At 62.7% G+C, this 13923-nt stretch carries 14 protein-coding genes; 5 read left to right on the forward strand and 9 right to left on the reverse strand.

What is annotated here, in order from left to right; genetic code table 11:
* Positions 1–45 precede the first annotated feature (45 nt).
* The 3 genes from FJ967_RS03095 to rimO all read left to right on the forward strand — a co-directional run bounded on the left by FJ967_RS03095 (position 46) and on the right by rimO (position 2796).
* Positions 46–453 (forward strand): DUF930 domain-containing protein, encoded by a 408-nt coding sequence (locus FJ967_RS03095; RefSeq protein ID WP_041163455.1) that lies wholly within the window; start codon positions 46–48, stop codon positions 451–453.
* A 184-nt stretch (positions 454–637) separates the two neighbouring features.
* The gene (locus tag FJ967_RS03100; protein WP_140730211.1) at positions 638–1324 is read left to right on the forward strand and encodes a TerC family protein; all 687 of its coding nucleotides are present in this window, start codon (positions 638–640) and stop codon (positions 1322–1324) included.
* Positions 1325–1482: 158 nt separating this feature from the next.
* Positions 1483–2796 carry a 30S ribosomal protein S12 methylthiotransferase RimO gene (gene rimO / locus FJ967_RS03105; RefSeq protein WP_140730212.1) on the forward strand — a complete coding sequence of 438 codons (1314 nt, stop codon included), beginning with the start codon at positions 1483–1485 and terminating at the stop codon, positions 2794–2796.
* A gap of 96 nt (positions 2797–2892) precedes the next feature.
* Here rimO and FJ967_RS03110 read toward each other — a convergent pair whose 3' ends face one another.
* From FJ967_RS03110 to FJ967_RS03145, 8 genes are all read right to left on the reverse strand, one after another.
* Positions 2893–3960 carry a BMP family ABC transporter substrate-binding protein gene (locus FJ967_RS03110; protein WP_140730213.1) on the reverse strand — a complete coding sequence of 356 codons (1068 nt, stop codon included), beginning with the start codon at positions 3958–3960 and terminating at the stop codon, positions 2893–2895.
* A gap of 50 nt (positions 3961–4010) precedes the next feature.
* Positions 4011–4931 (reverse strand): ABC transporter permease, encoded by a 921-nt coding sequence (locus FJ967_RS03115; protein ID WP_140730214.1) that lies wholly within the window; start codon positions 4929–4931, stop codon positions 4011–4013.
* The gene (locus tag FJ967_RS03120) at positions 4931–6061 is read right to left on the reverse strand and encodes an ABC transporter permease (RefSeq protein ID WP_140730215.1); all 1131 of its coding nucleotides are present in this window, start codon (positions 6059–6061) and stop codon (positions 4931–4933) included. Before FJ967_RS03120 ends, FJ967_RS03115 begins: the two co-directional genes overlap by 1 nt.
* The gene (locus FJ967_RS03125; protein ID WP_181175646.1) at positions 6058–7635 is read right to left on the reverse strand and encodes an ABC transporter ATP-binding protein; all 1578 of its coding nucleotides are present in this window, start codon (positions 7633–7635) and stop codon (positions 6058–6060) included. Before FJ967_RS03125 ends, FJ967_RS03120 begins: the two co-directional genes overlap by 4 nt.
* A 216-nt stretch (positions 7636–7851) precedes the next feature.
* Positions 7852–8829, reverse strand: coding sequence for a quinone oxidoreductase (locus tag FJ967_RS03130; protein ID WP_140730217.1), 978 nt, complete (start codon positions 8827–8829; stop codon positions 7852–7854).
* Between the two features lie 27 nt (positions 8830–8856).
* A complete protein-coding gene (pcsA, locus tag FJ967_RS03135) occupies positions 8857–9699 on the reverse strand; it encodes a phosphatidylcholine synthase (RefSeq protein ID WP_140730218.1) in 843 nt (280 codons plus the stop codon).
* Complete coding sequence (locus FJ967_RS03140) at positions 9672–10286, reverse strand: DUF1326 domain-containing protein (protein ID WP_140730219.1); 615 nt, start codon at positions 10284–10286, stop codon at positions 9672–9674. Before FJ967_RS03140 ends, pcsA begins: the two co-directional genes overlap by 28 nt.
* A 14-nt stretch (positions 10287–10300) precedes the next feature.
* Positions 10301–11230 (reverse strand): DUF2182 domain-containing protein, encoded by a 930-nt coding sequence (locus FJ967_RS03145; protein ID WP_140730220.1) that lies wholly within the window; start codon positions 11228–11230, stop codon positions 10301–10303.
* 72 nt (positions 11231–11302) lie between these two features.
* On the opposite strand from FJ967_RS03145, the gene FJ967_RS03150 reads away from it, so the two are divergent.
* Entirely contained in the window at positions 11303–12505 is a 1203-nt protein-coding gene (locus FJ967_RS03150; protein ID WP_246675150.1) for a UbiH/UbiF family hydroxylase, read from the forward strand.
* Here FJ967_RS03150 and FJ967_RS03155 read toward each other — a convergent pair.
* Positions 12482–13444 carry an AEC family transporter gene (locus tag FJ967_RS03155; protein ID WP_140730221.1) on the reverse strand — a complete coding sequence of 321 codons (963 nt, stop codon included), beginning with the start codon at positions 13442–13444 and terminating at the stop codon, positions 12482–12484. The genes FJ967_RS03150 and FJ967_RS03155 overlap by 24 nt on opposite strands.
* Before the next feature lie 126 nt (positions 13445–13570).
* On the opposite strand from FJ967_RS03155, the gene hspQ reads away from it, so the two are divergent.
* Entirely contained in the window at positions 13571–13894 is a 324-nt protein-coding gene (gene hspQ, locus FJ967_RS03160) for a heat shock protein HspQ (RefSeq protein ID WP_181175647.1), read from the forward strand.
* Positions 13895–13923 lie beyond the last annotated feature (29 nt).

The following is a 13923-nucleotide window of genomic DNA, read 5'->3' on the forward strand; positions in this document are numbered from 1 at the left end:
TGGCGAGCATGAAGCGCCCCTGTTGGTTGATTTTTCAGACAAAATATGCTGCTAGTCCCGCCCATGAAGACACTCTGCATGATGGCCATCGCGTCCCTGACGCTGGCTTTTCCGGCCAGTGCGATGGACAACGCCTTGCGTGCCGGGCTGATGAAACTTGATCCGCAGACTCGCCTCGAGCAGCGTTGCGACGCCGAGATCCTGGATCGGATCACCCATGATGATCGCAAGTTCAAGGCCGATCGCGTCGTCGCCTACGCCTTCGCGACGCCCGAGATGAGCGCCGATGCGATCAGGAGTCCAGGTGCTGCCTTCCGCAGCAAGGGACAGTGGTACCGGCTGAAGTTCAAATGCCAGACGGGACCGGACCATATGGAGGTTCTCCAGCTCCGCTACCGCATCGGCGATGAGATTCCCGAAGCCGACTGGGCAAAGTACAATCTCTACGATTAGTTTTGGCGGGCTTGCGCCGGCATTTGGCCTGCCGCGCGCGGTTGTTGAAAATCTCCTGTAATTCCACTGCCACGCAAATGGTTTTCCAGCGTTGTCCGTTGCTGCGACTTGACGCCAGCGGACCATGCCTTTAGGCCCGTTCGGACGATCGACGACGAACACTCGACGAAGGGCTTCCAGGTCGATGGAAATATTTACCGCCGCGGGCTTCTCGGCTCTCCTTCAGGTCATCGCTATCGACCTTGCGCTCGCGGGCGACAACGCCATCGTCATCGGCCTCGCCGCCGCCGGCCTGCCGGCAACCCAACGCCAACGGGCCATTCTCGTCGGCATTGCGGCTGCCACCGTCCTTCGCATTTTCTTCGCCCTGATAACGCAATGGCTGCTGACTATCGGGCCGATGCTGCTTATCGGCGGCGGCCTGCTCCTGCTGTGGGTTTGCTGGAAGATGTGGCGCGAACTGCGTGTCAGCCACGACGACGAGCGCGATGCCACCGAGGCGCTGTCGAACGGCGACTTCAACAAGGATGGGGTCGTTGGCGGCAAGGGGCCAAGCAAGACCTTCTCGCAGGCCGCCTGGCAGATCGTCATCGCCGACGTCTCGATGTCGCTCGACAATGTGCTCGCCGTGGCGGGCGCCGCCATGAACCACCCGACGGTGCTGATCGTCGGTCTGGCGCTGTCGATCGCGTTGATGGGCTTTGCCGCATCTTTCGTCGCACGCCTGCTGCACAAATATCGCTGGATTGCCTATATCGGCCTGGTGATCATCCTCTACGTCGCGGTCAAGATGCTGCTTGACGGGGCAGTGCAGCAATTTCCCGATCATTTCGCCTTCCTGTCGCCGTGGTTCGGGTCAAGCGGGCACTGACGCTCAGGCAGGCCGTTCGGGCTCCGTTTGCCTGATTGGGGAAGCCGTGCTATTGCGCCGCCCGAATTGAGCTCCTGCCAGGAGCCACGCAAACCGTTATATGTTGAGACTGCCGGCCGGATCTGTGTTTCCGGTTCGCGTCCTTTGGAAACTTGCCCATGTCCGCCCCGCGCGTCAGCTTCGTCAGTCTCGGATGTCCCAAAGCCCTCGTCGATTCCGAGCGCATCATCACGCGTTTGCGGGCCGAGGGCTACGAAATCGCGCGCAAGCATGACGGCGCGGATCTCGTCGTCGTCAACACCTGCGGTTTCCTCGATTCCGCCCGCGACGAGTCGCTCAACGCCATCGGTTCCGCGCTTTCGGAAAACGGCAGGGTCATCGTCACCGGCTGCCTGGGCGCCGAGCCGGACGTGATCCGCGAGAAGCATCCCAATGTGCTGGCGATTACGGGGCCGCAGGCCTATGAGAGCGTGATGGCCGCCGTGCACGAGGCAGCCCCTCCTTCGCACGATCCCTATATCGACCTGCTGCCGCCGCAAGGCGTCAAGCTGACGCCGCGCCACTACGCCTATCTGAAGATTTCCGAAGGCTGCAACAACCGCTGCACCTTCTGCATCATCCCGGCACTGCGCGGCGATCTCGTTTCACGGCCGGCCGCCGACGTGCTGCGCGAAGCCGAGAAACTGGCCAAGGCCGGCGTCAAGGAACTCCTTGTCATCTCGCAGGACACCAGCGCCTACGGCATCGACATCAAATATCAGACGTCGATGTTCGGCGACCGAGAGGTCCGCGCCAAGTTCCTCGATCTCTCCGAGGAACTGGGCAAGCTCGGCATCTGGGTGCGCATGCATTATGTCTACCCCTACCCGCATGTCGCCGACGTCATCCCGCTGATGGCCGAGGGCAAGATCCTTCCCTATCTGGACATCCCCTTCCAGCACGCTTCGCCGCAGGTGCTGAAGAACATGCGGCGGCCGGCACATGGCGAAAAGACGCTCGAGCGCATTCGCGGCTGGCGCGACGTGTGCCCGGATCTTGCCATCCGCTCGACCTTCATCGTCGGCTTCCCCGGCGAGACGGAGGACGATTTCGAGATGCTGCTCGACTGGCTGGACGAGGCCAAGATCGATCGCGCCGGCTGTTTCAAATACGAGCCGGTCAGAGGTGCCCGTTCTAACGACCTCGGTCTCGAACAGGTGCCGCAAGAGATCAAGGAAGCGCGCTGGCATCGCTTCATGCAGCGCCAGCAGAGGATCTCGGCGACGCAGCTGGCCCGGAAGGTCGGCAAGCGCCTGCCGGTCCTGATCGACGAAGCGCATGGCACCTCGGCCAAGGGCCGCACCAAATACGACGCGCCCGAGATCGATGGCTCGGTCCACATCCAGTCGCGCCGTCCGATGCGCGCCGGCGACATCGTCACCGTTAAGATCGAGCGCGCCGACGCCTACGATCTCTACGGTTCGGCTGTTTGAACGCCACGGGCGGACGGTCGCGACCGGCGGCGGACGCCTTGAATGAAAAAGGGCGCCGCGAGGCGCCCTTTCGACTTTCGGCAAAGGATGCGCCGCTTACTGCGGCAGCTTGTCGTCGACACCCTTGACGTAGAAGTTCATGCCGAGCAGCGTGCCGTCGTCGGCGACTTCGCCGTCCTTCAGCCAGGGCGAGCCGTCCTGCTTGGCGATCGGTCCGGTGAAGGGGTTCCAGCCGCCGGCGATCTTCTTCTCGGTGGCTTGCGCCATCGCCTTCACGTCGTCAGGCATGTTGGTGTAGGGCGCGAGCTTGACGGCGCCGTCCTTGATGCCGAGCCAGACATTGTCCGGCTTCCAGGTGCCGTCGATGGCTGCCTGCACGCGGCTGATGTAGTACGGGCCCCATTCGTCGGTCAGCGAAGTCAGCTGCGAATTCGGCGCGAACTTGATCATGTCTGAGGACTGGCCGAAACCGTGCAGCTTGCGCTCCTCGGCGACCTGAAGGGCGGCGGTCGAGTCCGTGTGCTGGACGATGATGTCGGCGCCCTGGTCGAACAGCGCCTTGGCGGCGTCGGCTTCCTTGCCCGGATCGAACCACGAGTTCACCCAGACGATCTTGGCCTTGAAGTTCGGATTGATCGACTGTGCGCCGAGCATGAAGGAGTTGATGCCCATCACCACTTCCGGGATCGGGAAGGAGACGATGTAGCCGGCGACGCCGGATTTCGATTCCTTGGCCGCGATCTGGCCGAGCACGTAGCGGCCTTCATAGAAGCGCGCATTGTAGATGCCCAGATTGTCCGAGGTCTTGTAGCCGGTGGCGTGCTCGAACATCACCTTGGGAAACTTCTTGGCGACCTTCACTTCGGCGTCCATGAAACCGAACGAGGTGCCGAAGATGATCTTGCAGCCCTCGCGTGCCAGCCGCTCGAAAGCGCGGTCGGCATCCGGGCCTTCGGAGACGTTTTCGAGATAAGCGGTCTCGACCTTGTCGCCGAGCGCCTTCTCGACCTCGAGGCGGCCCTGGTCATGCTGGTAGGAATAGCCGAAATCGCCGATCGGGCCGGTGTAGACCCAGCACGCTTTCAGCTTGTCGGCGGCCTGGGCGGACGCCGCCAGCGACATGGCCGCGGTCGTGGTCATAAGAGCAATAAGCAGTCTTTTCATTGTGTTACCTCTCTGAGTTTAGCCTTGGAGCTTCCCGTTTGTTTTTGTTGTCAACGATCCGGAACGAATGGCTGCCCCAGGGATGCCGGCGTGTTCATCATCGTCAGACGCTTGTTGCGCGAGATTAGAACGAGAACCACGACGGTTGCCAGATAGGGCAGAGAAGAAAGCACCTGCGAGGGCACTGGAATGCCAAAAGCCTGTGCATGAAGCTGGCCGATCCACACCGCACCGAAAATATAGGCGCCGGCCAGCACCCGCCACGGCCGCCAGGACGCGAACACCACCAAGGCCAGCGCGATCCAGCCGCGTCCGGCCGACATGTTCTCCACCCATTGCGGGGTGTAGACCAGCGACAGGTGGCCGCCGGCGAGACCGGCGCAGGCACCGCCGAAGATCACCGCGAGATAGCGGTAGCGGATGACCTTGATGCCGAGCGCATGCGCCGACGTGTGGCTGTCGCCGATCGAGCGCAGCGTCAGCCCGGTACGCGTCTTGAACAGGAACCACATGACGGCTGCCGTCAGCGCGATCGAGATGTAGAATACAGGATCCTGGCCGAACAGCAGCTTGCCCACCACCGGGATCGAACTGAGGCCGGGAATGTCGAGATTGGGCAACCTGACGCCTGGCTGGCCGACGAAGCTCGTGCCCATCATGCCGGAGAGGCCGAGGCCGAGCAGCGTCAGCGAAAGGCCGGTCGCCACCTGGTTGGTCGCCAGCGACAGCGTCATGACGGCAAACAGCAGCGAGAACAGCGCCCCCATGATGATCGCCGCCAGGAGGCCCAGCCAGGGCGAACCGGTCAGATAGCCGGCGCCGAAGCCGCCGACCGCGCCCATGATCATCATGCCTTCGACGCCGAGATTGAGCACGCCGGACCGTTCGACCACCAATTCGCCGATCGCGGCGATCAAAAGCGGGGTCGCCGCCGTGGCGATGGTCAGGAGGATGTTGACGGTGATGTCCATCAGCGGGCTTCCTTCAGCTTGGGCGCGGCCTCGATCTTGGCGGCGGGCTCCTGTTTCGTCAGCGCCAGGCCGATCAACCGGATGCGGTAATGGATGAGTGTGTCGCAGCCGAGCACGAAGAACAGCAGCATCCCCTGGAACACCCTTGCCACCTTGTCGGAAATGCCGAGCGCGCTCTGCACGGCCTCGCCGCCGAGATAGGTCAGCGCCAGGACGAGGCCCGCGCCGATGATGCCCAGCGGATTGAGACGGCCGAGGAAGGCCACGATGATGGCGGTGAAGCCGTAGCCGGGCGAAATCACCGGCTGAAGCTGCCCGATGGCGCCGGAGACTTCCGAGATGCCGGCAAGGCCGGCCAGCGCTCCCGACAGCAGGAAGGCGAAGAACACCATCCGGTTGAGGCCGAAGCCGGCGAAGCGCCCTGCCCTCGGGCTGGAGCCCAGCACGCGCACCTCGAAGCCCTTGAGCATGCGACCCATCAGGATCCAGACCAGCACCGCCGCCACCAGGGCGAAGACGAAGCCCCAATTGGCGCGCCCGGCATCCGGCATCAGTTCCGGCAGCACCGCCGAGTCGCCGAACTGGATCGTCTGCGGGAAGCCGTGTCCCTGCGGGTCGCGCCAGGGGCCACGCACCAGCCAGTCGAGGAACAACTGGGCGACATAGACCAGCATCAGGCTGGTCAGGATTTCGTTGGTGGAAAACCGGGTCTTCAGAAAAGCCGGGATGGCCGCATAGGCCGCGCCGCCGACCATGCCGAGCAGCAGCATCAGCGGCAGCACCAGCGGGCCTTCGAATTGTGGGAACAGCACCGGAATGGCCGAGCCGAAGATGGCCCCGAAAATGAACTGGCCCTCGGCGCCGATGTTCCAGATATTGGCCTTGTAGCAGACCGACAGGCCAACGGCGATCAGGATCAGGGGGGCCGCCTTGATCGCCAGTTCATGCAACTGCCAGACCTGGCTTATCGGCTCGACGAAATAGATCTTGAAAGCGTTGAGCGGATTGACGCCGAGCAGCGCGAACAGAACCGCGCCGGCAATGATGGTCAACGCGAAGGCGATGAACGGCGACAGCATCGAAAACAGCGCCGAGCGCTGCGGGCGTTTGACGAGTTCGAGGCGCATCATGCCGTCTCCAGCGTATGTTCGGCGTGGCCGGGTTCGGCGCCGCCCATCAGCAAGCCGACCTTCTCGAAAGTCGCATCGGCGATCGGCATCGGCTTTGACAATTCTCCATTGTGCATCACCGCGATCGCGTCGGATATCTCGAACAGCTCGTCGAGATCCTGGCTGATCACCAGCACCGCCGATCCGCTGCGGGAAAGCTCGATCAGCGCCTGGCGGATGTGGGCGGCGGCACCGGCATCGACACCCCAGGTCGGCTGGTTCACCACCATAACGCTTGGACGGCGGTCGAGCTCACGGCCGACGATGAATTTCTGCAAATTGCCGCCTGACAGCGCGGCCGCTTCTGGATCGGGCGCGCTTTTGCGGACATCCATCACTTCGATGATGCGCTGAGCCGCGGCATAGACCGCCGCGCCCTTGACCATGCCGCCGCTTCCGACAAAGGCTTTGCCGTCGGTGGCGTGGCGCGACAGAAGCAGGTTTTCCGAGAGTTTCATGCGCGGCGCGGCGCCGTGGCCAAGACGTTCTTCCGGCACGAAGGCCGCGCCCAACAGGCGCCTTCCGGTGATGGTGAGGCCACCGGCGTCCTTGCCGCGGATACGCACCGAGGCGCTATCCTGCTGCAACACCTCGCCGGAGACGGATTCGAAGAACTCGCCTTGGCCATTGCCGGCGACACCGGCAATGCCGATCACCTCGCCGGCCCGCACATTGAGGCTGACATTCTTGAGCGGAATGGAGAACGGCGTTGCCGGTTTGCGGTTGAGGCTGCGGATTTCGAGCAGCGGCTGCGCGGTTTCGATGCCGTCGACCGGTGCCCGCACCACGGCCTTCACCTCGTTGCCGACCATCATGCGGGCCAGCGAGGCGGCTGTCTCCTCGCGCGGATTGCAATGACCGACCACCTTGCCATGCCGCAGCACCGTGGCGCGGTCACAGATGCGTTTGACCTCTTCCAGACGGTGCGAAATGTAGAGGATCGATTTGCCCTCCGCGCGCAACCGCTCCAGCGTCTCGAACAGCTTGTCCGCTTCCTGTGGCGTCAGCACCGACGTCGGTTCGTCCAGGATGATGAGTTGCGGTGTCTGCAGCAGGCAGCGGATGATCTCGATGCGCTGGCGCTCGCCGACCGACAGGTCGCCGACCAGCGATTCCGGATCGAGCGGCAGGCCGTAGCTGTAGGAAAGCGCCCTCGCCTTGGCAGCGATGCTGCTGATCGGCGAGCCGTCATCCAGCGACAGCGCGATGTTTTCGGCCGCCGTCAGCGCCTCGAACAGAGAGAAATGCTGGAACACCATGCCGATGCCGAGCTTTTTGGCGACGCCCGGGCTGGTGATCCGGACGGCCTGGCCGTTCCAGAAGATCTCACCCGAATTGGGCTCCAGCGAGCCGAACAACATCTTGACCAGCGTCGACTTGCCGGCGCCGTTCTCACCAAGCAAAGCGTGGATTTCACCTTTGGCGATGTTGAGGTCGATGTGATCGCACGCTGTCAGCGCGCCGAATATCTTGGTCAGGCCACGAACCTCGAGCAGGTTCGTTCCATCATGATTTGCACTCACAGTGCCTCCCATCCGGATTACCGGATATGTTCTGTGTTCCCGCAAGCATCGTATGCGCGGCCGGCTCTGGTGCGAAAGCAGCACCCAACTTGAAAGAGCTTCAAGAATTTCAGCGGAAACTCAAGGGCAAAGATTTGTCCTCCTCGCACAAGGACGCGACCCGCCGGCTTTTCCTCCAAACCCTGCCCATGGCGACGGCAGGGCGCTGAAAACCAAGGCAAACTTCCGTCAGGGAACCAGGATGGTCGTGCCTGTCGTTCTACGGCCTTCAAGGTCGGCGTGCGCCTTGCCGGCGTCCTTGAGGGCGTAGCGCTGATTGATCTTGATCTCGACGGCACCGCTGAGCACGACTTCGAACAGCGCGGCCGCGGAGGCGTCGAGATCCTCGCGTTTTGCATTGTAGACGAACAGCGTCGGCCTCGTGGCGAACAGAGAGCCCTTCTGCGCCAGCAGCGACATCGAGAAAGGCGGGATCGGGCCCGAGGATTGGCCGAAGCTGACGAACATGCCGAGCGGCTTCAGGCAGTCGAGCGAGGCCGGAAACGTGTCGTTGCCCACCGAATCATAGACGACGTCGCACTTCCTGCCACCGGTTATGGCGGCAACCCCGGCGACGAAATCCTGCTCCTTGTAGTTGATGACATGGTCGAAGCCATGTGCCTTGGCCAGTTCGATCTTGTCGGTGGAACTGGCGGTGCCGATGACGGTCGCGCCCAGATGCTTTGCCCATTGGCCGAGAATGAGCCCGACGCCGCCGGCCGCGGCATGGAAGAGGATGGTGTCGCCTGCCTTCACCTTGAAGGTGCGGCGCAGGAGATACTCCGCAGTCATCCCCTTCAGCATCATGGCGGCGGCCTGCTCGTCGCTGATCCCGTCCGGCACCTTGACGACCTTGCCGGCATCGATGACGCGCTCCTGGGCATAGGCGCCCGTCGTCACGGCATAGGCAATCCGGTCGCCAGGCTTCAGCCAGTCGACGCCCTTACCGACCTCCAGCACCGAGCCGGCGGCTTCGCTGCCCGCAACGAGCGGAAATCCGCCGGGCGGCGGATAGAGGCCCGAACGATGATAGACGTCGATGAAGTTGAGGCCGATCGCCGTATGCCTGACCAGGATCTGCCCCGAACCCGGCTGGCCGGGATCGGCGTCTTCATAAGTCAGGACTTCCGGACCGCCATTGGCGTGGATGCGGATCGCTTTGGACATGGGCTGGTTTCCTTGAAGAGCGGCTGATCAGGCCTTTTTGGCACCGAGTTTTGGAAAGAACTGCATGATGCCGCCGATGCAAGCCAGATAGAGCCCGGCAACGGTGATGCCGATCTTGGTGAAGGTGCTGACCTGTTCGCCCAGCACGCCGATCTGGTCGTAGAAAGCGGCGAGCGCCGCCTGCGCGAGCGCAAGCGCGCCGAAGGCGCACCACAAAAGGGTCATGCCGAGATTGATCGGCCGCAACCGCACTACTCGCACCGGATGGATGAAGTTTATCGGAATAAACGTCAGAATGCCGGCCACCACCACCACCGCGAACGAAACCCATTGTCCCGGCTCGATGACGAACAGCGTGAACACCACCATGTTCCAGACCACCGGAAATCCCTTGAAGAAATTCTCCTTCGTCTTCATGCCGGTGTCGGCATAGTAGATGGCGCTGGAGACGACGATGATGGCCGCGGACAGGAACGACAGACCCTCGCCCATGAAGCCGCGCTGATAGAGCGCGAAAGCCGGGATCAGCACGTAGGTCACATAATCGATGATGTTGTCGAGGAGTTCGCCCGACCAGGTCGGCAGGATCTCCTTGACCTCCAGTTTGCGGGCGATCGGCCCGTCGATGCCATCGACGAACAGCGCCAGTCCGAGCCACCAGAACATCGCCGTCCAGCGCTCTTCGCTCGCCGCCACCAGCGACAGGAAAGCCAGGAACGAACCGGAGGCGGTCAGCAGATGCACCGAAAAGGCGCGCGCCTGCGGCCAGGTGACCTTCTTCTTCGGCCGTGGAATCCGTTCGGTGATCTTCTCTGCGATCTTGCGGGCCTTGGTGTTCTTCCTCACGGGCCCCGCCAATCCAGCTTGCATATCTCGGCCGAGCGGCCGGCGAAATTCCAGTTGCGGCCAAAGGCCCGCATCTTGCTCTTGTCGGACCTCGCCACGATTATCTCCGGCGCGATCCAGTATTCGGAATTGGTGATCACCGTGTCCTTCTCGCGGTCCTTGCCCGCGATTGGCGTGACCGCCCCGTCGATGATCTTCGGTATCTGGAAAATACGCGTCTTGTCGCGCGTCTCGTAGCTTATCGGCACCTGTTCGACACCGAGGAATTTGCCGACGAGAATCGACAGCAGCGATGTGGTCCCGCCGGCCTTGCCGGTGAAGATCTTGGTCAGCGCCTTGACCGCATAGACCGAGGCCCTGCTATCGATGAACAGGCCCGCGGTCCAGTTGCCGCGGCTCATATAGCCGGGGATTTCCATGATCAGCCCAAGATTGAGGCCGGACAGGTCAACCTCGCCGAAATGCCCGGCGTCGATACGAAAACCAGCCCAGGTCTGGCAATAGCCCTCGGTCGGAGGATGATTGCCGAGCGACAGCACGCAAGGGCAAAAAACCGTGCAATTGCAGGAGAGTACGAGCTCTCCCTTCATTGCCCAGCTCTGATCCGCCATCGAATTTCCCCCAGTCATAGCGAGACTACTAGCAGCGCGGCTGCCCAGACAAGCAGTATCGCACCAGCCAGCCGGGTTGGAAGACTGCCCGTCGTCTGTTTTTCAATCAGGGTGAACACCCCGATGAGCGCCATCCAGAAGACGTTCATCACGCCCACGGCGAACATCACCAGCATCAGCGCCCAGCAGCATCCCAGGCACCATATGCCTTGCGCCACGCCGAGCCGGAAGATGCGGACAGGTCTCGCGCTCCAGTTCGAAAACAGGATGGAAAACGGGTTCCGGCACTTGGTCAGGCAGGCCTCCTTCAAGCCGCTGAACTGGTAGAGACCGGCAACCAGCAAGGCGAGCCCGCCGGCAATGCCGAGCACCGGATCGAATATCCCGCCCGAGGCGGCCAGTGCGTGCACGGCAAGTGTCAGCGCCGCAAACAGCAACGAGGCGGCCAGCCAGACGAAGAGGTAGCCGGAAACCAGCACCAGTGGATGGACGACTGGCTCCCCCTTGATCCGCGCCGTGTCGGCTATCTCGCAATAGGTGCGGATCATTGGCGCGGCCGACGGCAGCATCGCGGCGATCGCCATCAGAAACCACATCGCGGTGAGCGCCAGGGCACGCGACCCGATGCTCCCGTCCAGCGACGCCGGCGAGAGGCACAGGGCGAAGAAGCGTTCGAGAAAGGCGGGCAGCGGAAGCTGCGGCAAGTCACGCAGCAAAGTGTCGCCGGGCGCCCCTCCCCAAGCTTCGGCGCCCCGAATCGCCATCGCGGCAAGCAGCAGCCAGGCAAGTGCGATGCCGGCCCCGACGACGACATTGACCATCAGGCGCGGGTTGCCCGCGATATCAGCCGCGGCGCGGCCGGCGCGGTCGAGGTGGCTGAAATCGTCCTGGTGGCCGGTCATGACATTCGAATGGGCTGAATCGCCGCGTTGATCAAGCCACATGATCTGCCCTATATCGGTCTCTCGACTGGCGGGTCCTGGTGGCCGCCTCGCACAGCAAGCCGGAAGCCGATCTTGGATACAGCGCGGATACTGATCGCGGGCACGGGGCCGGCGGGATTGATCGCAGCACTTGCCTTCGCTGACGCCGGCTTTCCCGTGACGATTGCCGGACCCGAGGTTTCGGCGCCCGATGGCCGCACCACGGCGCTCATGACGCCTGCCCTGAAGGTGCTTGAACGGCTTGATATCCTCGGTGATATCAGGCCCCAGGCAGCGCCCTTGAAGGTCATGCGCATTGTCGATGCGACCGGCCGGCTGATCCGCAGCCCCGTCGTCACTTTCCGCGCCAGCGAAATCGACGAGGAACAGTTCGGCCTGAACCTGCCCAACAGTGTCTTTGTGCCGACGCTTGCCGGCAAGGTGGCCGCGCATTCGGGGATCGAATGGCGCAGATCGATGGTGAAGACCTGGCATCTCGGCGCCGCCGAGGCCCATGCGGAACTGGCTGACGGAAGCGAGGTCGATGCCTCCCTTGCAGTCGCTGCCGATGGCCGCCTGTCGCCGGCCCGCGAGGCCGCGGGCATCTCGACAGCCGCACGCGCCTACCCGCAGGCGGCACTCGTCCTCAATTTCGGCCACAGCCGCGAACATGGCTTCACGTCGACCGAGTTCCATACCGAGACAGGTCCATTCACGCAGGTTCCGCTGCCAGGCAATCGCTCCAGCCTTGTCTGGGTGGTCGAACCGGAGAGCGCCAGGGACCTCGCCGCGTTGGACGACGCAACGCTCTCGCTGCGGGTCGAACGGCGGATGCAGTCGATGCTGGGGCGGGTCGCGGTGGAGCCCGGCCGTCAGATCTATCCGCTCTCGACCGTGACCCCCCTGCGTTTCGCGAGGGACCGTGTGGCGCTTGTCGGCGAAGCTGCCCATGTGTTCCCGCCGATCGGCGCGCAAGGTCTCAACCTTGGCATCAGGGATATCGACGATCTGGTTGGAATTGCGTCTGAAAATCGCGGAGACCCTGGCGCTCCCAAGGCTCTTGCCGCCTATGATTTCAAACGTCGGCCTGACATTCTGGCGCGCAGCAGCGCGGTCAATCTGCTCAACATGTCGCTTCTGTCCGACATGTTGCCGGCACAGATGGCACGCGGCGCGGGTCTTGGCGTGCTTGGCGGCTTTGCGCCGCTACGCGCCTTTTTCATGCGCGAAGGACTGCGCCCCGGCAGCGGCTTTGCGGCACTTGGCGGCGGTTTAAGGAAACAGGTCCGGCGCTAGCACGCCGTGGCGGATCATGTAGAGCAGCCCTGTTACTGTCGCCACCGAGAGGCAGGTGGTGATCAGTATGCTCGCGGAAGCGCGCTGTACCCAGACGCCATATTGCTGGGCAATGACGAAGACATTGGTAGCGGTCGGCAACGCGGCTAAAAGGACCGCCGAGAATATCCAGATCGGAGAGAAATTGCCGATCCAGCTCAACATGACATAGCAGAGCAGCGGATGCAGGATCAGTTTCAGCACCGCGATCGCACCCACCTCATGCGGCACCCGGTTGAGCGGCCTGAGCGCCAGCGTGACGCCCATGGCAAACAGCGCGCAAGGTGCCGCGGCCCGGGAAAGATAGTCCAGGAAGCGTTCCGCCGGCACGGGCGGCTTGAAGCCGATATAGGCCGCACCGACGCCGAGCGCGGTCGCGATGATGAACGGGTGCAGCACGATCTTGCGCACGACGTCCAGCACAAGCCGGTGTGGGGCGGTCTTTTCGGCACCCGACAGCGCCATCATCATCGGCGCGATGGCAAAATGCATGATGTTTTCAAAGCAGAATATCAGGGCGACCGGCACGGCCGCCTCTTCGCCGAAAGCCAAGAGTGCCAACCCCGGCCCCATATAGCCGATATTGCCGTAGGCGGCCGCCAGCGCCTTGATGGTCGACTGTGCGATCTCGCCGCGTGATGTCAGCACGGATCCCACGAACATCAACGAGAAAACCAGATAGGTCGAAACGACCGAGCCGAAAATGAAGCGCCATTCCGTCAATCTTTCGAACGGCGTCCTGGCGAGCAGTTGGAAGAACAGTGCCGGCAGCGCGACATACACGACGAAGGTGTTCATCCAGCCGAGCGCTTCCAGTGGTTGCCTGGTGATGCGCGCCACCAGGAAACCCACGAAAATCAGACCGAAGAACGGAAGAACAAGACCGACGACGTCAGACATTTTGAAAGCTGGCTCGAAACCTTCCTGACCGGCTAGCCCGTAGCTTCACGGCGCGTCAAGCGCGTCGGGATTGAATTGACGCGGAGTCTGCGCCAAATAAAGCCAAGGAATTCAGTGGTGAGTACGATGAAAACAGCCAAATTCGCTATCGGACAGGTGGTTCGCCATCGGCTGTTTCCGTTTCGCGGCATCATTTTCGACGTCGACCCGCAATTCGCCAACACTGATGAATGGTACGAGGCCATCCCCGCCGACGTACGTCCGCGCAAGGACCAGCCCTTCTACCACCTGCTCGCCGAAAACGCCGAGACCGAGTACATCGCCTACGTCTCCGAGCAGAACCTGCTCGAGGATCAGTCGGGCGAGCCGGTCCGCCATCCCCAGATCAAGGAGATGTTCGACAAGAAGCCGGATGGGCGCTATGCGCCGAAGCGGCAATCCAGGCACTGACCATCAGGCCGTTTCGCCAAGGCGAGAAA

The sequence above is a fragment of the Mesorhizobium sp. B2-3-4 genome, from assembly GCF_006442315.1.
Taxonomy (GTDB): domain Bacteria; phylum Pseudomonadota; class Alphaproteobacteria; order Rhizobiales; family Rhizobiaceae; genus Mesorhizobium.